The 20,758-nt window shown below is 68.3% G+C and carries 20 protein-coding genes and 1 tRNA gene; 4 read left to right on the top strand and 17 right to left on the bottom strand.

Translation table 11 applies throughout. The features are described from left to right. Nucleotides 1-87: 87 nt before the first annotated feature. On the top strand, nucleotides 88-780 hold the full coding sequence (locus RQG82_RS13335; RefSeq protein WP_311259545.1) for a YqaJ viral recombinase family protein: 693 nt from the start codon (nucleotides 88-90) through the stop codon (nucleotides 778-780). 21 nt (nucleotides 781-801) lie between these two features. On the opposite strand, the gene RQG82_RS13330 is transcribed toward RQG82_RS13335, so the two are convergent. The 6 genes from RQG82_RS13330 to RQG82_RS13305 all read right to left on the bottom strand — a co-directional run bounded on the left by RQG82_RS13330 (nucleotide 802) and on the right by RQG82_RS13305 (nucleotide 5,015). Then, complete coding sequence (locus RQG82_RS13330; protein WP_311259544.1) at nucleotides 802-1,311, bottom strand: hypothetical protein; 510 nt, start codon at nucleotides 1,309-1,311, stop codon at nucleotides 802-804. Beyond that, a complete protein-coding gene (locus tag RQG82_RS13325; RefSeq protein WP_311259543.1) occupies nucleotides 1,308-1,949 on the bottom strand; it encodes a hypothetical protein in 642 nt (213 codons plus the stop codon). Before RQG82_RS13325 ends, RQG82_RS13330 begins: the two co-directional genes overlap by 4 nt. Beyond that, the gene (locus RQG82_RS13320) at nucleotides 1,946-2,578 is read right to left on the bottom strand and encodes a signal peptidase I (RefSeq protein ID WP_311259542.1); all 633 of its coding nucleotides are present in this window, start codon (nucleotides 2,576-2,578) and stop codon (nucleotides 1,946-1,948) included. Before RQG82_RS13320 ends, RQG82_RS13325 begins: the two co-directional genes overlap by 4 nt. A 38-nt stretch (nucleotides 2,579-2,616) precedes the next feature. Continuing rightward, nucleotides 2,617-3,270, bottom strand: a complete 654-nt coding sequence (locus RQG82_RS13315; protein WP_311259541.1) for a SipW-dependent-type signal peptide-containing protein — start codon at nucleotides 3,268-3,270, stop codon at nucleotides 2,617-2,619. Next, the gene (locus RQG82_RS13310) at nucleotides 3,237-3,860 is read right to left on the bottom strand and encodes a SipW-dependent-type signal peptide-containing protein (protein WP_311259540.1); all 624 of its coding nucleotides are present in this window, start codon (nucleotides 3,858-3,860) and stop codon (nucleotides 3,237-3,239) included. The genes RQG82_RS13315 and RQG82_RS13310 overlap by 34 nt, the downstream gene beginning before the upstream one ends. A 279-nt stretch (nucleotides 3,861-4,139) precedes the next feature. Then, nucleotides 4,140-5,015, bottom strand: coding sequence for a LysR family transcriptional regulator ArgP (locus RQG82_RS13305; RefSeq protein WP_311259539.1), 876 nt, complete (start codon nucleotides 5,013-5,015; stop codon nucleotides 4,140-4,142). Nucleotides 5,016-5,085: 70 nt separating this feature from the next. Here RQG82_RS13305 and RQG82_RS13300 point away from each other — a divergent pair, with 70 nt between their 5' ends. Next, nucleotides 5,086-5,748, top strand: a complete 663-nt coding sequence (locus RQG82_RS13300) for a LysE/ArgO family amino acid transporter (RefSeq protein ID WP_311259538.1) — start codon at nucleotides 5,086-5,088, stop codon at nucleotides 5,746-5,748. Nucleotides 5,749-5,791: 43 nt separating this feature from the next. Here the strand turns inward: RQG82_RS13300 and RQG82_RS13295 are convergent, their stop codons facing one another. The 8 genes from RQG82_RS13295 to RQG82_RS13260 all read right to left on the bottom strand — a co-directional run bounded on the left by RQG82_RS13295 (nucleotide 5,792) and on the right by RQG82_RS13260 (nucleotide 11,050). Further along, the gene (locus tag RQG82_RS13295) at nucleotides 5,792-6,613 is read right to left on the bottom strand and encodes an amino acid ABC transporter ATP-binding protein (RefSeq protein ID WP_311259537.1); all 822 of its coding nucleotides are present in this window, start codon (nucleotides 6,611-6,613) and stop codon (nucleotides 5,792-5,794) included. Continuing rightward, a complete protein-coding gene (locus RQG82_RS13290; RefSeq protein WP_311259536.1) occupies nucleotides 6,600-7,265 on the bottom strand; it encodes an amino acid ABC transporter permease in 666 nt (221 codons plus the stop codon). The genes RQG82_RS13295 and RQG82_RS13290 overlap by 14 nt, the downstream gene beginning before the upstream one ends. Nucleotides 7,266-7,268: 3 nt before the next feature. Further along, nucleotides 7,269-8,081, bottom strand: coding sequence for a transporter substrate-binding domain-containing protein (locus tag RQG82_RS13285; protein WP_311259535.1), 813 nt, complete (start codon nucleotides 8,079-8,081; stop codon nucleotides 7,269-7,271). 160 nt (nucleotides 8,082-8,241) lie between these two features. Beyond that, nucleotides 8,242-8,931 (bottom strand): 50S ribosomal protein L1, encoded by a 690-nt coding sequence (rplA, locus tag RQG82_RS13280; RefSeq protein WP_053097442.1) that lies wholly within the window; start codon nucleotides 8,929-8,931, stop codon nucleotides 8,242-8,244. An 11-nt stretch (nucleotides 8,932-8,942) separates the two neighbouring features. After that, on the bottom strand, nucleotides 8,943-9,374 hold the full coding sequence (gene rplK, locus RQG82_RS13275) for a 50S ribosomal protein L11 (protein WP_053097443.1): 432 nt from the start codon (nucleotides 9,372-9,374) through the stop codon (nucleotides 8,943-8,945). 188 nt (nucleotides 9,375-9,562) lie between these two features. Next, nucleotides 9,563-10,624: a transcription termination/antitermination protein NusG gene (nusG, locus tag RQG82_RS13270; RefSeq protein WP_311259534.1), complete on the bottom strand. Its 1,062-nt coding sequence runs from the start codon at nucleotides 10,622-10,624 to the stop codon at nucleotides 9,563-9,565. Nucleotides 10,625-10,665: 41 nt separating this feature from the next. After that, on the bottom strand, nucleotides 10,666-10,938 hold the full coding sequence (gene secE / locus RQG82_RS13265; RefSeq protein ID WP_311259533.1) for a preprotein translocase subunit SecE: 273 nt from the start codon (nucleotides 10,936-10,938) through the stop codon (nucleotides 10,666-10,668). A gap of 39 nt (nucleotides 10,939-10,977) precedes the next feature. Beyond that, nucleotides 10,978-11,050: transfer RNA gene (locus RQG82_RS13260), tRNA-Trp, on the bottom strand. Nucleotides 11,051-11,242: 192 nt separating this feature from the next. Here RQG82_RS13260 and RQG82_RS13255 point away from each other — a divergent pair. Next, a complete protein-coding gene (locus tag RQG82_RS13255) occupies nucleotides 11,243-13,066 on the top strand; it encodes an HSP90 family protein (protein ID WP_311259532.1) in 1,824 nt (607 codons plus the stop codon). Between the two features lie 38 nt (nucleotides 13,067-13,104). After that, nucleotides 13,105-15,903 (top strand): hypothetical protein, encoded by a 2,799-nt coding sequence (locus RQG82_RS13250; protein ID WP_311259531.1) that lies wholly within the window; start codon nucleotides 13,105-13,107, stop codon nucleotides 15,901-15,903. 50 nt (nucleotides 15,904-15,953) lie between these two features. Here RQG82_RS13250 and poxB read toward each other — a convergent pair whose 3' ends face one another. From poxB to RQG82_RS13235, 3 genes are all read right to left on the bottom strand, one after another. Then, nucleotides 15,954-17,678 carry a ubiquinone-dependent pyruvate dehydrogenase gene (poxB, locus tag RQG82_RS13245; protein WP_311259530.1) on the bottom strand — a complete coding sequence of 575 codons (1,725 nt, stop codon included), beginning with the start codon at nucleotides 17,676-17,678 and terminating at the stop codon, nucleotides 15,954-15,956. Nucleotides 17,679-17,810: 132 nt separating this feature from the next. Further along, on the bottom strand, nucleotides 17,811-19,175 hold the full coding sequence (locus RQG82_RS13240) for an NAD-dependent succinate-semialdehyde dehydrogenase (protein ID WP_311259529.1): 1,365 nt from the start codon (nucleotides 19,173-19,175) through the stop codon (nucleotides 17,811-17,813). 74 nt (nucleotides 19,176-19,249) lie between these two features. Then, nucleotides 19,250-20,716, bottom strand: coding sequence for an NAD-dependent succinate-semialdehyde dehydrogenase (locus RQG82_RS13235; protein ID WP_311259528.1), 1,467 nt, complete (start codon nucleotides 20,714-20,716; stop codon nucleotides 19,250-19,252). Nucleotides 20,717-20,758: the final 42 nt, after the last annotated feature.

Genomic DNA, 20,758 nt, shown 5'->3' with positions numbered 1-20,758 from the left:
GCTCCCCTGCCCCGGAGAGCGTCCGAGGGATGCCGCGAAGCGGCGTGTGCGAGAGGGAGAGTCGGCGGCCGGGGTTAGGCTCGATAGGTGACTCCCGAACTCCAAGCTCGCATCGTCGCGGACTCCCGCGACCGCGTGGCCTGGATGAGGGCACGCTCGCGCGGCATCACCGCCACGGACGTCGCCGGACTCACGAGCGAGAGGTCGATCGCACGCGCGGCCGACTCGAAGCTCGGCGGTGGACCCCGCTTCGGAGGCAACGCCTACACCGATCACGGGCGACGTCGCGAGCCCGAGATCGCCGCCTGGGTGGCGGCGACGCACGGCATCCTGCCTTCGTCCGCCCTGTTCCGCGCCGAGGTCGAGCATCGCCACCTCGCGACACCCGACGGCATCGCCGTCGATGCAGACGGCCGTGTCAAACTCGCCGAGATCAAGACCACGAACAAGCCGTTCCGCGGCATCCCCCGCACCTACCTCCGCCAGATCTGGTGGCAGCAGCACGTGCTCGGCGCCGAGCGCACCCTGTTCGTCTGGGAGGAGCACGTCGACTTCGCTCCTATCCACGACGAGCCCCGCTGCGTCTGGATCGACCGCGACGACCGCGAGATCGCGAAGCTCATCGGCCTCGCCACCGACCTCATCGACGAGCTGTACCGACGAACCACCGGCATGCAGGTGCCGACGCGCATCGCGGATGCCGCGGCTGCCGCCGCCGCGAGTCGCCGTGAGCACCTTCGCGAGCGCGACGCCTTCCGCGCGCTCGCTCTCGCCGACTGAGCCCGCTCGTCCCTTCCGATCTCACGTACAGGACGCGTTGAGTCCGAGCAACGCGATGGACAGCTGGCGTGACGATCCCGCCGACACCCACGTCGTACCCGCCAGCAGGTTCGTCGCCGTCATCGTCGTCGTGCTGCCGAGCAGGTTGGAGATGAGGCTGGTCAGCAGGGCCTGCGTGAGCACCGCCGAGTGCGTGTAGAGACCGGCGGCGGGTCCGGTCGTGGTGATGTTCGAGGCGGGCACCACGGCTGTCGTCGCGCCCTGGGTGAGCGTGAGTCTGGTTCCGGTCGCAGGGTAGGGCGACGTCCAGTCGAGCCTGACGCTCTGGAAGATTCCGAGCCCGTTGTTCGTGACCCCGCAGGCGATGATCGTCGGTGCGGGAACCTTGAACGCGGTGATGGTCGTCCTCGCGTAGTCGTCGTCGGTGAACGCGGCCTCGGTCATCTGAACCGTCGGCGCCATGCCGATGCCCAGCAGAAGCGCTGCCCCCGCGACGCCGGCGAGGACACGCCGCCCGCGTCGACCGGTCATGGCCTGCCCTCCCTCTCGCCGACGGCGCGGCGGCGGGCTGCGACGAGCAGCAGCGTTCCGACGGCGCCCATGGCGATGGCTGCGCCGATGGTCCAGGGCGCGAGCGGTGAGAGTCCGGTCGTCGCGAGCCCGCCGTCCGGGCCGATCACGGCCGACTCCCCCGCGCCGCGCGCATGCAACCACACCTGCGTGCTCCCGGCGTCGTCACCTGCGACAGAGATGACGAGCCTCAGGTGCGCGACCTCCGTGTCAGCCATCTCGAGAAGCTCCACCTCCGAGCCGTCTCGGGGAATCGGCCAGCCGGACTCGAGCATGGTCGGGCCCCCCGGGCACCCGCTCTCTCCCCACTCCTGCCCGCAACGGAGCACGTCGGTCACGAGCGCGGCATCTCCGTTCGCGCTCACGCCCACCGCAACGACGCCCGGATCCGCCGCCTCCGCACTCACCGTCACGTCCCACTGCACCGGCTGCCCTGGCAGCAGGCTCGACGCGGCGTCCCAGTCGGCGACCGAGACCAGCCGAAGAACCTCTCCTTGCACGACCTGCGTCGACGGCGCCGCCCATGCGGGCCCCGCTGCGAGACACGCTCCGAACACGACCGCCGAGGCGACCGTCGCGCATACCGCCCGCCGGTTCATCGGCCGATCCCCGCTGTCTCGGTCCGCGGGCGACGATCCTTCGGCGAGCGCGGCCAGAACGCCCACATCACCAGGGCCGTCGCGCCGAGCGTGAGTCCGCCGAGCACGTAGGGGTTGCCCATGGCGACGATCACGGTGGCGATGCCCGGCACGGAGAACAGCACGACTCGCACCGACTGCACGGTGTACGGGTAGGGGTCGTCTGCCGCATTGGCGTCGCCCCGCATCGTGATCACACGCTCGCCCTCGTTCGCTCCTGTGGCGATCGAGGTGATGCGGTGAGTGACCGGCAGGTTTCCCTCCCGATCGACGGTGACGACGTCGCCGACCTGCACCTGCGAGGCCGTGACGCTCTGGACGACCGCGACGGACCCTGCCGGAATGGTCGGCGCCATGGATCCGGTGCGGAACATGATGAGCGTGATGTTCGCGGTGAGCGCGACGACCACCAGCACCATGCACGCGACTCCGGCGATGGCCGCGAGCCAGAGGAGGGCGTCGGCGAGCAGGCGCCCGAGACCTCGTCGAGCCGAACGCGTCGGGACGGATGCCCACGCTGCGGGCGCGGAGGGCGACTCGTCGATGGCCACCGCCTGCTGGCGCAGGCTCCGCCTCGTCGGTGCGCTCATCGTTCCTCCTCAGACGTCATCCGTATCTTTCCCACGCATCAGCTCGAGGTGCCGACGACCTGCCAGGTCTGGATCGCCGTCAGCCCCTGCGCACCGTTGTCGGTCGCAGCCGGCAGCGTGACCGCGAAGCAGTAGTTCACGGTCGTCCCGCCGTTCGCCGCCACCGCCTGGGTCCCTGTGCCGCCGACCGACATCGCAGAGTTGTCGGGCACGACCGCAGTCCCTGCCGCGTAGGTGGTGCCGTTGCACGTCGTCCCGGTGATCGAGCGCACGCCGTAACGGAGATAGGTGCCGAGACCTGTTCCCGCCGTCGAGGTCACGCTGAGCTGCAGCGTTCCCGCGACAGACGGGTTCGCGGTGCGCACGCTGAACAGCGAGTACACGGTGTTGCCTGGTGCCATGGCCGAGAACGGAGCACTGAACGACAATGCTGCCGGAGTGCCGACCGGATGGCTCGAGAACGTCGTGCCGTCGGTCGCGCCCACGACGTCGAAGCGCCCCGCGGTGAAGGTCGCGTTGCCGTGCTCGGAATCGTTCCAGGCGGCGAGGGTCATCGTCGCACCGACGCCGAACACCAGGCCGCCCGCGAGCACGGCGCGTATCCGACGGGAGAGCAGTCGCTTCCCCTCCCGCATGCCTCTGCGGGTGTCGGCCATGATCAGTCCGCAGTCGAGGTGGCCGTGAACTCCCATGTCGCGATCGCCGTCGCACCCTGCGTGAGACCAGTACCGGCGGTCACGGCGAAGCACAGCTGAACGGGCGTTCCTGCGGTGCCTGTCGGCGTGCCCTCGGCGAGCGGAACGGAGGTGGCTCCGGTCTGAGCGCTGAGTGTCGCTCCCGTCGCGACCACCGTTCCTGCAGCGGTGGCATCGCACGCGTCACCCGGATCGATCGCCGTGACGGTGTACGAGAGGTTCGCCTCGTTGCCCCCTGTTCCCGCGGTGATCCCCGACGGGACGAGCGTGGCACTGTTCGTGGTCGTGCTGTCGAGGCGCACCCAGAACGGCGCGTACACGACGTCGCCCGGCGACATCGACGATGCGACAGCGGGCAGCTCGAAGACGAGCGCGGCTGCAGTCTGCCCCAGGTCGACGTTGTGGTCGTCGTAACCGGCGGCGGCGCTCGTCGTCGAGCCCTCCAGGTTGAACGAGCCTGCAGTGAAGGTGCCGGTCGCGAACTCCGAATCGTTCCAGGCTGCGAGCGTCACCCCGATCCCGACGCCGAGCACCAGCCCACCGGCCAGAACTGCCAGAACCTTGCGTTGTGTGTCTTTCTCAGCCATGACATCCCCCTCAGGATTCGCGAACCGCAGACATCTGGGAATGGCCGCCTCCGGGGCCTGCATCAGCGTGTTCGTCGTGGTTGGGGTCAGTTTTGTCCATCGAATGCCGCATAACAAGTGCCACTTCGCCACATTTGGACATTTCTTGAGTTCTGGACCGACGAAACGTCTATGCGACTCTCCAACCGATCGGCTGGTCGACGATGTGCGCAGGAGGGAAGGTCAAGACCCACACCGGGCCGTTCGCTCCTGATCGCGGCTCTCGATGCCGCAACGACGTCAGTGCGACAGCACGCGCCGAGCCTCGACCGCGACCTCAGTGGCGATCGTGTCGAGCAACCGAGACCGCAGATTCCACTGCTGCCAGAACAGGCTGACGCGCAGCGGTGGTCCCCCGAGCCGCACCAGCTCATGATCGCCCTGCAGCAGCGGCACCATTCCCCAGCCGAGCCCCAGCCGGACGGCGAGCGCGTAATCATGCGACGCCGGCACGTAGTGCCTGGGGACCCCGTGCTGCGCGACGCCCATGGCGCTCAGCCACTCATGCTGAAGCGTGTCGCGTCGATCGAAGTCGACGAAGGGCGCGGCGGCGAGAGCGTCGGCCGTGACGCCGTCGCCGAACCAGCGCCGGGCGAACGCGGGCGCGGCCATCGCGTGGTACTCCAGCACGCCGAGCGGCGAGACGGAGCATCCGGCCACGGGTTCCGCCTCACTGGTGACCGCCCCCATGACGGTGCCCGACTCGAGCAGACGGGCCGTGAAGTTCTGGTCGTCGCGATGCAGGTCGAAATCGAGCTCGTGCGTCGCAGAGAGTCTCGCCAGCGGGCTGAGGAACCACGTCGCCATCGAGTCCGCATTGACGGCGAGAGGGATGCGGGTGCGCGGCGCGTTCACGTCGTCGAGACCGAGCGCGGTGAGGGCGTCATGTTCGAGCAGGGCGATCTGCCGCGCCAGTCGAACGACCGACTCACCTGCCTCTGTGAGGCGCGCCGGCTTGGCGCGCACCACGAGCACGCGTCCGAGCTGCTCTTCGAGGCTCTTCAGCCGCTGGCTCACCGCAGAGGGGGTCACCCCCAGCGCTCGGGATGCCGCGTCGAAGGTTCCTTCGTCAGCGACCGCGGCAAGGGTGACGGCGAGTTCGGGGTCGATCTTCACATTAGCGATGCTAATGGTAGACAAGGAATACGAACTGGTGTTGATGTCGACTCGGACTTAGCGTGGGATCATGCTCCCCGTGTTCTCCGGCCTCGGCCTCGGCCTGTCCCTGATCATCGCCATCGGCGCCCAGAACGTCTTCGTCCTCCGTCAGGGCATTCGCCGAGAGCACGTGCTGCCCGTCGTCATCATCTGCGCCGTCTCGGACGCCCTGCTGATCGCCGCGGGCGTCGCCGGACTCGGATTCGTCATCTCAGCGGCTCCCTGGCTCGTCGTCGTCGCGCGCTGGGCTGGTGCGCTGTTCCTGCTGGCCTACGGGATCCTCGCGGCTCGCCGAGCGTGGCGGGGCGGCGAGCAGCTGCGCGTCGACCCGGCCGACGGTGAGAACGCAACTGCGCGAACGAGCGGTGCACGCGCTGTGACCGCGACCCGCACGGCGCTCGCTCCGGTGATCGCGACGGCGCTGGCGCTGACCTGGCTGAACCCCCATGTCTATCTCGACACCGTGCTGATGCTCGGGTCGATCGCGGCCACCCACGGCGAGGATCGCTGGCTGTTCGCGGCCGGCGCGATCACCGCCAGCATCCTGTGGTTCACCGCGCTGGGGTTCGGCGCCCGCTATCTCGGTCGCTGGCTGCGCACCGAACGCTCGTGGCGCATCCTCGACGCGCTCATCGCGATCGTCATGATCACGCTGGCCGTCAGTCTGGTGCTGCCGGCGCTCGGAGCCTGAGGCGGCCAGGGAGCCCTCGCCACCGTCTCAGCACCGTCTGCGGTCAGTCGCCGTCGAGAGGCCTCATGATGCGGGCGAGGAATCTCTTCGTGCGCTCGTGCTGAGGGGCGCCGAAGATGTCGGCCGGGGCGCCCTCTTCGACGACCACACCCGCATCCATGAACAGCACATGGTCTGCCGCCTCGCGGGCGAAGCTCAGCTCGTGCGTGACGACGACCATGCTCCAGCCCTCATCGGCGAGCTCCTTGATCACCAGCAGCACCTCCCCGACGAGTTCGGGGTCGAGTGCACTGGTCGGCTCGTCGAAGAGCAGGAGATCGGGGCGCAGCGCGAGCGCGCGAACGATGCCGACCCGCTGCTGCTGACCACCGGAGAGCTCGTGCGGACGGGCGTTCTCCTTGTCGGCGAGCCCGACCCTGGCGAGGAGCACGCGCGCATCGGCGATCACCTCGGCCTTCGGCCTGCCCTGCACCCGCCACGGGCCCTCGATCACGTTCTCGAGCACCGAGAGATGCGGGAACAGATTGTGATGCTGGAACACCATCGCCGAGCGGTCGCGCAGCGCGAGTCGCTTCTGTGCGCGCGTGCGCTTGGGCATCGGCGCCTCGGGAGCGAAGTCGATGTCCGGCCCGCCCGCGACGACGATCGTGCCGGCATCCGGCGTCTCGAGGCCGTTGAGCGCACGCAGGACGGTCGTCTTGCCCGACCCGCTCGGACCGATCAGCACGACCACCTCGCCGCGGTGCAGCGTGAGGTCGATGCCGCGAAGCACCTCGTTGTCACCGAAGCGCTTGTGCAGGCCGCGTGCCGTCAGAAGAGCGTCTGCGGTGGACGAGCGCGGGTGTGCAGGATCAGTGAGCGACATTGCGATCGAGCCTCCTCTCGAGTGCACTCTGGCCGAACGACAGCACGAGGCACAGCACCCAGTAGACCAGGGCGGCCGCGAGATACAGCACCATGAACTCCAGCGTCGCCGAAGCGATCTGCTGCGCGACCTTGAAGAGCTCGGTCACGAGGATCAGCGAGGCGAGCGAGGTGTCCTTCACGAGCGAGATGAACGTGTTCGACAGAGGCGGCACCGAGACCCGTGCGGCCTGCGGAAGGATGACGCGGATCAGCGTGCGCGTGCGATTCATGCCGACCGTGTACGCCGCCTCCCACTGCCCCTTCGGGACGGACAGGATGGCGGCGCGCACGACCTCTGCTCCGTAGCCGCCGACGTTGAGCGACAGCGCGATGATCGCACTGGGCCACGGGTCGATCTTGAGTCCGATCGACCCGAGCCCGTAGAAGATCACGAACAGCTGCACGATCATCGGCGTGCCTCGGATCACCGAGATGTAGAACCTGGCGATCCCCGACAGCAACGGATTGACCGAGATCCGCATCAGCGCGACGCCGATCGCGATCACGAGACCCAGCGCGAACGACACCAGGGCGAGCGGCACCGTGACCGTCACCCCCGCGAGGGCGATGGGGCCGAGCGAATCGAGGAACAGCTGCCAGGGGTTCTCCATGGGCTACTGCGTCACGTCTTCGCCGAAGTACTTCTCGCTGATCTCGGCCAGTGTGCCGTCTGCACGCAGCTCTTCGAGCGCGCCGTCGACGGCCTCGACGAGGTCGGTCTTGTCCTTGGTGAACACCAGCGCCTGCTCGCCCGCCTCTTCGGTCTCGGCGGCGATCTTCAGACCCGAGGGGCTGTTGGTGGTCTCGTAGTCGAGGAAGGTCAGCTTGTCGTTGACTGTCGCATCGACACGACCCTGACGCAGCAGCTCGACCGCCTGCGCCCAGCCTTCGACGCCTTCGACCGTCGCACCGGACTCGGTGGCCAACTCATACCAGTTGCTGGTGAGGGACTGCGCGGTGGTCTTGCCCTCGAGGTCGTCGAACGACGAGATCGAGTCGTCGTCTTCTGCGACCACGATGACTCCGGGCGAGACGGTGTACGGAGCGCTGAACAGGTACTTCTCCTCACGCTCCTCGTTGATGGTGACCTGGTTCGCGATGACGTCGAAGCGTCCGGCGTCGAGGCCGGCGAAGATCGCATCCCACTGAGTCTCCTGGAACTCGATCTCGAGATCGAGCTTGTCGGCGACCGCCTCGATGATCTCGACGTCGAACCCGGTGAGGTCACCCGTGCCGCCGTCGCCGTGGAAGCTGAACGGACGGTAGGTGCCTTCGGTGGCGACAGTGAGCACGCCGTCCTTGACGAGACCGAAGTCCGAGCCGGCCTCGCTCGAGCTGCTCTCAGCGGGGGTCGTGCTTCCGCTGCAGGCGGTGAGTGCTGCGGCGGCGACGACCAATGCGGTGACGGCGATGAGGCGACGAGACATGTGACCCTCCTGGGGTGCGGTGAGGCGCGGTTGCTGTGGCGCGGAACTCATTCACAGTACGCGGCATCCGACCGGCATCCCAAAATCCGATGACGTTCGATGTCGCGCTCTGCACGCAGAAAGGCCCCCGCGCGATGCGGGGGCCTTTCAGGAATCACACTCAGATGGCGTTGACGTCCAGCGGGATGCCGGGGCCGAACGTGGTCGACACCGCACCCTTCTGGATGTAACGGCCCTTCGAGCTCGACGGCTTGAGGCGGACGATCTCCTCGAGCGCTGCGCCGATGTTCTCGTCGAGCTGCTCGGCCGAGAACGACGACTTGCCCACGACGAAGTGCACGTTGGCGTGCTTGTCGACGCGGAACTCGATCTTTCCGCCCTTGATCTCCTCGACGGCCTTGGCCGTGTTGGGGGTCACGGTGCCGGTCTTCGGGTTCGGCATGAGTCCACGCGGACCCAGGACCTTTCCGAGACGACCGACCTGGCCCATGAGCTCCGGGGTCGAGACGGCCGCGTCGAACGCGGTCCAGCCTGCGGCGACCTTCTCGATGAGCTCGGCGCCGCCGACCTCATCTGCACCTGCGGCGATCGCTGCCTCGGCCGCGGGGCCGGTGGCGAAGACGATGACGCGGGCGGTCTTACCGGTGCCGTGGGGCAGGATGACGGTGCCGCGCACCATCTGGTCTGCCTTGCGGGGGTCGACTGCGAGCTTCAGCGCGACCTCGACGGTCGAGTCGAACTTCGACGAGCCGGTCTCCTTGGCGAGGGCGACTGCCTCGGTGGGAGTGTAGAAACGGTCTGCCTCGATCTTCTCGGCGGCAGCCTTGTAAGCCTTGGACTTCGTAGCCATGATTATTCTCCTCAGCCCTCGACCGTGATGCCCATGGAACGGGCGGTGCCGGCGATGATCTTCGAGGCAGCCTCGATGTCGTTAGCGTTCAGGTCGGCCTGCTTGGTCTCGGCGATCTGACGGACCTGGTCCTTGGTGATCTTCGCGACCTTGACCGTGTGAGGCGTCGACGAGCCCTTGGGCACGCCGGCGGCCTTCTTGATGAGCTCCGCGGCAGGCGGGGTCTTCAGGATGAACGTGAAGCTGCGGTCCTCGTAGACGGTGATCTCGACGGGGATGACGTTGCCGCGCTGCGACTCGGTCGCGGCGTTGTACGCCTTGCAGAACTCCATGATGTTGACGCCATGCTGACCGAGCGCGGGGCCGATCGGCGGCGCCGGGTTGGCTGCACCGGCGTTGATCTGAAGCTTGATCAGGCCGGTCACCTTCTTCTTCGGTGCCATATCCTCTTCCTTTCATCGAACGGATGCTGTCGCATCAGCTCTCCCGCGAACCCGGCATCTCCGGGCTGCGGTCGTCTGCGCGCACGCCGAAGCGGCACGCAAACCACACAAGTCTACCTGATCCGAGCGCGTGCCCGATACGCAAGAACGGCCGCCCCGAATGGGACGGCCGTTCTGTGAAGCGAATGTCACATCATCTTCGTGACCTGGTCGAACGACAGCTCGACCGGGGTCTCGCGCTCGAAGAGCGACACGAGCACCGTGAGCTTGCCGCTCTCGGGCTTGATCTCGCTGATCGAACCGGGAAGACCCGCGAACGAGCCCTCCTTGATCGTGATGGTCTCGCCGACCTCGAAGTCGACCTCGGCGGGAAGCGGACGAGCGACGGCGAGGCCGCCCTTCGACGCGATGTTCTTGGCGGTCGGGACGTCCTTGACCTCGACGAGCGACTTCAGCATGTTGAAGGCCTCTTCGAAGCGCAGCGGCGTCGGGTTGTGGGCGTTGCCCACGAAGCCGGTGACACCGGGAGTGTGGCGCACGACCGACCAGGTGTCTTCGGTGAGCTCCATGCGCACGAGCACGTAGCCCGGGATGCGCACGCGAGTGACCATCTTGCGCTGGCCGTTCTTGATCTCGACCACGTCTTCCATCGGGACCTCGATCTGGTAGATCTCGTCCTCGACCTCGAGCGTCGACTTGCGCTGCTCGATGTTGGCCTTGACCTTGCGCTCGAACCCGGCGTACGAGTGGATGACGTACCACTTGCCCGGAAGCATGCGGAGGTCCATGCGGAAGGCCTCGTAGGGGTCTTCCTCGGCGTCGTCGTCGTCGTCGGACTCGGCGTCCTCGTCGGACTCGTCGTCGCCCTGCTCGTCGTCGGCACCGAGGTCGGGTCCGTCGTAGGGGGTGACCTCGTCGGCCTCAGCGGCCTCGAGCTCAGCGGTCTCTTCCGCCACGGATTCGTTGAGGACCTCAGCGGCAGCTTCAGTCTCAGCCGCTTCGTCCAGGTTGAGAGCGTCGTTCACGATCGCGTCCGCCTCCGGGTCGTTGATCTCGATGTCGGTGTCGTCGTCCTGCGCATCGGCGTCGTCGTCTCCGTCGACGTCCTCGATGTGGAGGGCGACATGTTCGGCCGGGGTGGCCGACTGCTCTTCCGCAGCGAGCACGTTGCCCTCTTGGGCCTCGTCCTCTTCGCTGGACTGCTCAGCAGCCGTCGCCCAGTCGGCGTCGTCGGAATATCGTTCAGACACGTTGCTTCTTTCCAATCACTGCGGCCAGGGCCGCGAGGGCGTCAGGCGCCCGGGACCCCGAAGACGATGTGCGTCACCCAGGCGAACAGGGTGTCAAGTCCGTAGACGATGCCCATGACGATGAGAACGAAGACGAGCACCACTGCAGTGAACTTGACCAGTTCCTTGCGGGTCGGCGTGACGACCTTGCGCAGCTCTGCGATGACCTGACGGAAGAACAGGGCGATCCCTGCGAAGAAGCCCGCGATGCCACGCTTCTTCTCGCGGGTGGCGCCGGCCGCGACGAGATCGCCGCGCGGTTCGTCCTGATCCATCCTGAATGTACCTTTCGTGTGTCAGCGTGTGCTGACGCGCAGGGCGGACAGGAATCGAACCTGCAACCTGCGGTTTTGGAGACCGCTGCTCTGCCAATTGAGCTACCGCCCTAGAGACCGGGAGGTCTCGGGGTGTCATCTCCATCCTGCCACCGCTGGCGGACCGAAAGGACCGGGGCACGGCGAAAGAATGCAGACAACAACTGCTGGTCAAGCATACGGCATCTCTCGGTCGGTGCCGAACCGGGCCCGCTCTCGTCGTTGTTGTTAGGCTCGGCGAGCGGACGAAACGGGAGGGGGCGCAGTGAGCGCTGACGTGCAGCAGTTCCAGGTGGACCTGCGCGGTGTCGTCGACCTTCTGAGCCGCCACATCTACTCGAGTCCGCGCGTGTACCTGCGCGAACTGCTGCAGAACGCACGCGACGCCATCACTGCACGACGCGAGGTCGACGGCAAGGGCGGAAGCATCCGCATCACCGCGCTGACGGACGGCTCCGGCGAGTTCGTGCTGCGAGACGACGGCGTGGGCCTGAACGCCGACGAGGTGGGCGATCTTCTCGCCACGGTCGGACGCAGCTCGAAGCGCGACATCTTCGATCTTCCTCGCAGCGACTACCTGGGTCAGTTCGGCATCGGCCTGCTCAGCTGCTTCATGGTCGCCGACTCGATCGTGATCCGCTCGCGCAGCGCACGAGGCGGTTCGGCCGTCGAGTGGACGGGCAGCGCCGACGGCACCTTCCGCGTCGTCGAGATCGACGACGACCTGCCCATCGGCACGAGCGTGCACCTGACGCCCCGCTTCGACGCCGACGAGCTGCTGCGTCCTGCAGCCGTGCGCGAGCTGGCCACCACCTTCGCCGAGTTCCTGCCCGTGCGGGTGACGCTCGAGTCCTCGAACGGCGACATCGACATCACGAGACGCGCGCCCTTCCTCGACGCTGTCGACGACATCGACGGCGCTGTGCAGTACGGACGCGACCTGCTGGGCGCCACCCCGCTCGACGCGATCGAACTCAGCGAACCCGCCACGGGCACCCGAGGGCTCGCCTACGTGCTCCCCTACGCTCCCCCGCCGGGTGCTCGTCAGGCCACCCGCATGTACCTCGGCAGGATGCTCCTGGGCGAGCGCGTCGACGACGTGCTGCCCGAGTGGGCGTTCTTCGTGCGGGCGGTCGTCGATTCGACCGGCCTCGCCCCGACCGCGAGCCGCGAGTCGCTCGTCGACGACGCGGCGCTCGAGCGCGTCCGCGAGCAGCTGGGCGCCGGCATCCGGCGCTGGGTGCTCGAACTCGGGCTGCGCGAGCCGCACAGACTGGCTCAGTTCGTGGCGATCCACGAGGTCGGGCTGAAGTCCCTCGTGCGCCACGACGACGAGCTGGCGAGGTTCATCACCCGATGGCTCACCCTCGAGACGACGCACGGCACGATGCGCATCGGCGATCTCGTCGAGCGGTACCCGCACGTGCGTTTCGCGCAGTCGGTCGACGAGTTCCGCCAGGTCGCCGGCATCTCGCCCGGCTCCGAGGTGCTGGTCAACGGCGGCTACCTGTATGACGCTGACCTCGTGCGGTTGCTGCCGGACCTCTATCCTCAGGTCACGATCGAGCTCGTCGACGTCGCCGGCGAGCTCGACCGCCTCGATCCTCCGCCCCTCGACGACCGGGATGCCGCGATGGCGCTGGAGCGACGAGCGGGCGGTGTGCTGACGGCATCCGGATGCTCCGTCACGGTGCGCTCGATCGACCAGCCCGAGCTCGCGGCGCTCTACGTCGCCGACCCTGAGGTGCTGCGCCGGATCGATCGCGGTCGCACGAAGGGCATCACCGGATCGCTGTGGGGCGGCGTGCTCGATCGCATCGACTCGACCGTCTCGGCATCCCGCGACGACGATCTGAGCGCACGCCTGTGCCTGAACTGGTCGAACAGGGTCGTGCGAGCTCTCGTGCGTGTGCAGGACGACGCGGTGTTCGCGCGCACCGTGCAGCTGCTCTACATCCAGGCCCTGCTGGCCGGTCACCATCCGCTCTCCGATGCCGATCGCGCGCTCATGACGACGGCGCTCTCCGACCTCGTCTCGCTCTCGGCCGGCATCGAAGAGGACTCGATCCCCTTCGGCGACTCCATCTGACCGCAGCTCTGACCATCCGCTCCGTTCGAAGGATCCCCATGACACGTCCGAAGAAGCGCTTCACGCAGCTCATCGAGGAGATCGACCGCACTCCGTGGGGCCCGGCGGAGCAGGCGCTGGTGGCGGATGCCGTCGCACTCGCCGTCGAGCTCGGCGACGAGCGGCTCGAGTACGAGGCGCGGATGCGGCAGACCGCCTCAGCGAACATGAACGGCGCGACCGACGTGATGCTGAACTCCTTCGCGTGGTGCCTCGCCCGGCACGACGCCGACCCGCAGCGGTTCCCCGCCGACCTCGAATACGGCGGCGCCGATCTGATGTGGCAGTTCAAGTGGATGGCGTCGTCGCTGCGTTCGTCTCCCGCCTTCTCGGTCGAGCAGATCGCGGCGGTGCTCGATGACATGGAGACGCACTACCGCGCGGCCGGGCTCGGCATGAGCGGAGTGCTCACGGCCCGATTCGAGGACGCCTGGGACGCCGGGCGCATCGATGACGCCGAGGCACTGCGTGTGCAGCTGGAAGCCACGCCCCGCGACGACCACAGCCACTGCGACGCGTGCGGGCGCAGCCAGTTCGCCGGCTTCTTCGCAGAGACCGATCGCGACGCCGAGGCCATCCGGCTCGTCGAGGAGATGCTCGAAGGCGGATTCTCCTGCGGCGAGGAGCCGGAGCATGCGCTGTCGCGCGTGCTCGTGCCCTACCTGCGCGCCGGGCGCCTCGACGAGGCGAAGAGCGCGCATCTGCGCAGCTACCGCCTCGCGAAGGACAACCCGGACAACCTGCGGATCGTGGCCAACAACATCGTGTTCTCCGCCCTGACCGGCAACGAGGCGAGGGCGCTCGCGCAGGTCGAGCGCCACATCGCGTGGCTCGCGCACGACGGACTCAACGTCGACGCGCACTTCGCGGCGCTGGCCGCATTCGCGTTCGCCCTCGACCGCGTCACCGCGGCAGGCCATGGCGACGCCCCGGTGCGCGGCGCCGACTCCCCCGCACTCACCGCGTTCTTCGGCGAGCACGACGGAACGTGGGGCGCAGCCGAACTCGCCGCCGCCGCATGGGCCGCTGCCGAGCGCATCGGCTCCGAGTTCGATCGCCGCGACGGCACCGAGGGCCACGCACGCAGCCTCGCCCGCATGCGCGCTCTCGCGGACGAGCACTACGAAGTGCCGATCAGGTCGGATGCGTTCGCCGCAGCGCCGGACTCGGCCACCCCCGGCGATCCGGACGCCTGGTTCGACCGGGTCATGGACCTCGCGCAATTCGGGGCGGAGCACGAGACCCTGCAGGCTCTGCCGCATGCCCTGGGAGTCGAAGACCCCTCGAAGCTCGCCCAGCTCATGTCGATGCGCCTCGGGATCCTCATCGCCCTCGACCGCGCCGACGAGGCCGCCGAGCTGCTGCCGGCACGGATCGACGCCCTGCGCGCTGCCGACCTCGAGGCACAGGCCGATCTCGAGCAGCGCCTGGGTCTCGCGACGTTCGGGCTGAACACGGCCGATGCCGCAGCGGCCCTCGAGGACGAGCTCGCGAACGCGGCATCCCTTCCGGCGTGGTCACGGGGAGATGTCGCGATCAGCCGGGCGTCGCTGCACATGCAGGCCGACGAACCGGATGCGGCACTCGACATGGCCGAGATCGCTGCCCGAGCGTTCGCCGACGCAGACGATGTGCGCCTCTCGAACACGACGACGCTCGTCGCCATCGCGGCAGTGCTGCAGAAGGGCGACATCGAGGCGGCATCCGCTCTGCTCGATCGCTTCCTGGCTCAGGACGATCTCAGCGTCGGCCACCGCGCGCAGGCCCTGCAGACGCGGGCCAGGGTGCGCGGCGGCAGCGAGGACTACGCGGAAGGCGCGGCGGATGCCGATGAGGCCTCCCGGCTTCTCGCCGGGCTCGGCGCGACCACTGCGCTGGCGACGGCGCACCTGCTGGCCGGGGCGCTCTGGGAGGACGCCGGCGACCCCGAGAAGGCCGTCGCCCGCTACCGCGTCACCTCGCGTCTCGTCGCCCAGGAGGGCGGCGATCAGGCAGGGGCGGACTTCCGCCTCGCACGGGCGATGCTCGCCGCGGGTGACGCCGAGGTCGCCGCCGAACTGTTCGGTCAGGTTCTCGAGCGCGAGGAGCAGGCCGAGGTGCCTGCCGCTTCTCGGGCGATGACGGCATCGCTGCTCGCGCGCGCCCTCGGCTCGGCCGGCGAGTTCGGTCAGGCGGTCGGCGTGTTCGGATATGCGGCAGAGCTCTTCGGCGAGGCGGAGGAGCACGCCGATCAGGCCATGTCCCTGACTGAGCGCGCGAAGATCCTCGCCCGATTCGACGAGCACGACGAAGCGATCGAATCGCTCGAGACGGCATCCGAGATCGCACGCAAGGCCCCCGAGGCGATCGGCGCCCTCGCCGACGTGCTGCACAACCTCGGCCAGGCCTACGGCGCGAAGCAGGACGACCGCGCCTTCGCCCTGTTCGATGAGGTCGCAGCGCTGGCTCAAGAGCACGAGGCCGCGTGGCTGCTCGCCGACGTCACCGACTCGCGGGGTCGAGCGCTCGCTCAGTTCGGACGCACGGATGAGGCCGTGGCCGCGGCGCTCACGGCAGCCGACGGATTCGCCTCGATCGGGGATGCGGGTTCGGCCGGAGGGTCAGAGCTGTTCGCCGCCCGCCTGCTCGCCGGCGACGACCGCGCCGCTGACGCCGTGCCGATCTACCGCAGCGCTCTCGAGCACGCCGTGGACCACGCGCCGCTGCGTCAGGTGTCGGCGCTCGAGCTCGGCAACGTGCTCGAGTCGCTCGGTCGCCAAGTCGAGGCAGCCGAGGTGCGCGCGCTCATCGAGAGCTGACCTCTTCGCCGCGTTCGGCACGCTGGAGTGCGACGATCGGATGCCGCGGCTCAGAGCAGCTGACGCCAGTTGGCGCGCGCGAGGTCGAGCAGTTCGTCTCCCTTGCCCGACATGACCGTGCGGATCGCGTACAGCGCGAAGCCCTTGACCTGCGCGGCTTCGATCGCCGGCGGCATCGACAGCTCCTGGCGTTCGGTGACGACATCGAGCAGCGCGGGGCCGTCGTGTGCGAGCACCTCGCGGACGGCATCCGGCAGATCCTCGCTGTTCTCGACGCGGCGGGCGAAGATGCCCATGGCCTCAGCGATCGCCGCGAAGCTCGGGTTGTCGAGCGCGGTGCCGTAGTTCACGAAGCCGGCGGCCTTCATCTCGAGCTCGACGAAGTTCAACGACGAGTTGTTCACGACGATCGTCTTCACGGGCAGCTTGTTCTGCGTGAGCGTCAGCAGCTCTCCCAGCATCATGGCCAGCCCTCCGTCACCGGCGAGAGCGATGACCTGGCGATCGGGATGCGAGACCTGCGCGCCGATCCCGTGCAGCAGTGCGTTGGCCATCGAGCCGTGCGTGAAAGAACCGATCAGGCGTCGGTTCTCGGTCATCGACAGGTAGCGCGCAGCCCACACGGTCGGCGAGCCGACGTCGGCGGTGAAGACGGCGTCATCCGCCGCCTGCTCGTCGAGCAGCCGGGCGAGATACTGCGGATGGATCGGGCGACCTGCCTTGGTGGGCGTCGCGAGGTCGTCGAGCTTCGCCCTGGTCTTGCGGTAGTGCGCGGTCGAATCGTCGAGGTGGTCGCGATCGCTCTTCTGGGCCAGGCGGGGCAGCAGCGCCTCGGCGGTGGCGCGGACATCGCCGACCAGACCGAGATCGAGCGGATGCCGCTTGCCGAGCTGCGATCCGCGGATGTCGACCTGGATGGTCTGCGCGTGCTCCGGGTAGAACTGCTCGTACGGGAAGTCGCTGCCCAGCACCAGCAGCGTGTCGGCCGCCTCCATCGCCCGATAGCCGGAGGCGAAGCCGAGCAGACCCGTCATGCCGACGTCGAACGGATTGTCGTACTCGATGAACTCTTTGCCTCGGAGCGCGTGCACGATGGGGGCACCGAGGCGATCGGCCAGGGCGATGACCTCGTCGTGGGCGCCCTCGACACCCGCTCCGGCGAGGATCGTGGTCTTCTTCGAGGCGTTGAGCACTGTCGCTGCCCGGGCGAGTTCGTCGCCGCTCGGAACGATCACCGGGTGGGACCGCTCGATCACCACGGCGCGGTCGTCGGCGATCTCGGCCAGGGCGACGTCGCCGGGGATCACGAGCACCGCCACCCCGCGCTGCTCGATCGCTGCGCGCATCGCGATCTCGAGAAGGCGCGGCATCTGCTTCGGGTCTGCGACGTACTCGACGTAGACGCTGCACTCGCGGAAGAGCTCCTGCGGGTGGGTCTCCTGGAAGTACCCCGTGCCGATCTCGGTCGTGGGAATGTGCGCGGCGATCGCGAGCACCGGGACGCGCGAGCGGTTAGCGTCGTAGAGGCCGTTGATGAGGTGCAGGTTGCCGGGCCCGCATGAGCCGGCGACGACTGCGAGGTCACCCGTGAGCGCAGCATCCGCCGCCGCGGCGAAGGCCGCCGACTCCTCGTGCCGCACGTGCACCCAGCGGATGCTGCCGTCCTTTCGGAGGGCGTCGGTGAACCCGTTGAGGGAGTCACCCGGAAGGCCGTAGACACGGTCGATCCCGTTGGCGCGGAGGGTCTTGACGATGTTCGCTGCGACGGTTGCCATGCTTCCAACCTACGCCCGGGTGCGCATGCGGGCTCCGGCATCCGTCGAACCCCGGGCGCGTCAGGCACCGGGCACCGAGCGCACGAAGGGGCGGATGCCGCAGCATCCGCCCCTTCGTGCGGCGAGCGTCGCTCAGCCGATGCGGATGAGCTTCTTGTTGACGAACTCGTCGGCCGCGAGGTGGCCGAGCTCGCGCGAGGTGCCGCTGCGCTTGATGCCGCCGAACGGCAGCTCGGGACTGTCGGCGAGCACGAGGTTGACGTAGACCATGCCCGCCTCGATGTTGTCGGCGACGCGCTCGGCCTGCTCGGCGTCGGTGGTGAAGACGTACGAGCCGAGACCGAAGGTCGTGTCGTTCGCGAGAGCGACGGCGGCGTCCTCGTCAGCGACCCGGTAGACGACCGCGGCGGGGCCGAAGAGCTCCTCACGGTAGACGTTCATCTCAGGCGTCACATCGGCGAGCACGGTCGGCGCGAAGAACGCTCCGTCGCGGGTTCCGCCGGTGAGCAGCGTCGCGCCCTGCTCGACGGCCTGGTCGATCTGCTTCTGCAGGTTCTCGGCCGCCGTCTCGGACGAGACCGGGCCGAGCACGGTGTCGTCGAGCGTCGGGTCGGTCGCCTTCACCGAAGCCATCGCCGCGGTGAACTTCTCGACGAACTCGTCGTACAGGCCGTCGACGATGATGAAGCGCTTCGCGCCGTTGCACGCCTGTCCGTTGTTGTCGAGTCGCGCGTCGACGCCGGCCTGCACCGTGGCGTCGAGGTCGTCGGTCGAGAGCACGATGAACGGGTCTGAGCCGCCCAGCTCGAGCGCGACCTTCTTGAGGTTGCGGCCGGCGATCTCGGCGACCGCGGCACCCGCACGCTCCGAGCCCGTGAGCGAGACACCCTGCACGCGCGGGTCGGCGATCATGTCTGCGATCTGCTCGTTCGTCGCGAGCACGTTCTGGTAGGCGCCCTTCGGGAATCCGGCGTCGTGGTAGATCGCCTCGATCGCGGTCGACGACTCGGGGCACTGCGGTGCGGGCTTGAGCAGGATCGTGTTGCCGACGATCAGGTTCGGGGCCGCGAAGCGCACGATCTGGTAGGCCGGGAAGTTCCACGGCATGATGCCGACGAGCGGTCCGAGCGACGACCGGCGGACGACCGCCGAGCCCTCTCCGAGGATGGCGATCGGCTGGTCGGCCATGATCGCCTCTGCCTGGTCTGCGTAGTACTCGGCGATGTCGGCGGCGAAGTCGACCTCTCCGAGTGCTGCCTCACGCGGCTTGCCCATCTCGCGCACGAACACGTCGGCGAGCTGCTCGCGACGCTCGCGGTGCAGCTCGGCCGCGCGACGGAGGAGCGCTGCGCGCTCGGCCACGGTCGAGGAACGCGACCAGTCGCGGTGCGCGGCGTCGGCGGCAGCGAGTGCCTCCTCGATCTGCGCATCCGTGAACGTGTCGAAGGACGCCAGCGTCTCTCCGGTGGCGGGGTTGATGACGGCGTAATCGGTCATGTTCTTCTTCCTCTCGTTCGGTGTCCGGTCGTCGAGCGAGGAGCGGAGCTCCGCCCGCTCGACGACCGGAAGGATCAGGAGATCGGGATCAGCGTGTACTTGGTGGACAGGTACTCGTGGATGCCCTCGAGACCGCCCTCTCGGCCGACGCCGGACTGCTTGACGCCCCCGAACGGAGCTGCCGCGTTCGACACCACGCCCACGTTGAGACCCATCATGCCGGTCTCGAGCTTGTCGATCATGCGCTGACCACGCTGCAGGTTCTCGGTGAACACGTACGAGACGAGCCCGTACTCGGTGTCGTTCGCGAGACGCACGGCGTCGTCCTCGGTGTCGAAGGTCGCGATCGCGAGCACCGGGCCGAAGATCTCCTCGCGGAGGATCGCAGAACCGGCGACCACATCGGTGAGCACGGTCGGCTCGTAGAAGGTGCCGGTGCCCTCGAGCGCCTTGCCGCCGGCGAGCAGCGTGGCGCCGCGTTCGACGGCGTCGTCGACGAGCTCGCCCGCCTTCGCGACCGCGCCCTCATCGATGAGCGGTCCGATGGCCACGCCCTCTTCCGTGCCGCGACCGATCTTCATCGCCTTCACGCGCTCGGTGACCTTGCGGGCGAACTCGTCGGCGACGTCCTTGTGCACGATGAAGCGGTTGGCTGCGGTGCAGGCCTGGCCGATGTTGCGGAACTTCGCGGCCAGCGCTCCGTCGACCGCCTTGTCGAGGTCGGCGTCGTCGAAGACGACGAACGGGGCGTTGCCGCCCAGCTCCATCGACACCCGCAGCACGCCCTCGGCGGCCTGGGCGATGAGCTTGCGGCCGACCTCGGTCGAACCCGTGAACGACAGCTTGCGCAGACGCGGGTCGGCGATGATCGGAGCCGACAGTGCCGACGACTTCGACGTCTGAACCACGTTGACCACACCGGCGGGCAGGCCCGCCTTCTCGAGCAGCGAGGTGAAGAACATCGTCGTCAGCGGCGTGAGAGCCGGGGGCTTGATCACGACGGTGCACCCTGCGGCGAGAGCCGGGGCGATCTTGCGCGTCGCCATCGCGAACGGGAAGTTCCACGGCGTGACGAAGAACGACGGTCCCACGGGACGCTGCGAGACGACCATGTGGCCGGTGCCTTCGGGGTTGATGCCGTAGCGGCCGCTGATGCGCACCGCCTCCTCGCTGAACCAGCGCAGGAACTCGCCACCGTAGGCGACCTCTCCTCGCGCCTCGGCGAGCGGCTTGCCCATCTCGAGCGTCATCAGCAGCGCGAGATCCTCCTTGTGCTCCTGCACGAGATCGAACGCGCGGCGCAGGATCTCGCTGCGGGTGCGAGGAGCGGTCGCCGCCCAGGCATCCTGAGCGGCCACAGCAGCATCCAGCGCGCGGATGCCGTCGCCGGGAGTCGCATCCGCGATCGTGCGGATCACCGCGCCGGTCGCCGGGTCGGTCACGTCGAACGTGCCGCCGGTCTCGCCGTCGATCCACTCTCCCCCGATGAAGAGGCCGGTGGGGATGCTGTCGAGCAGGGCCTGCTCAGTCTGAGTGCTCATGGAATCTCTTTCTGTGGGGAGGGAGGAATGCGGATGCCGCGG

Origin of the sequence: Microbacterium sp. WCS2018Hpa-9 (assembly GCF_031843745.1) — a bacterium.
In the GTDB taxonomy this organism is placed as follows: Bacteria; Actinomycetota; Actinomycetes; order Actinomycetales; family Microbacteriaceae; genus Microbacterium.
This window is presented reverse-complemented; position numbering and strand designations above follow the sequence as displayed.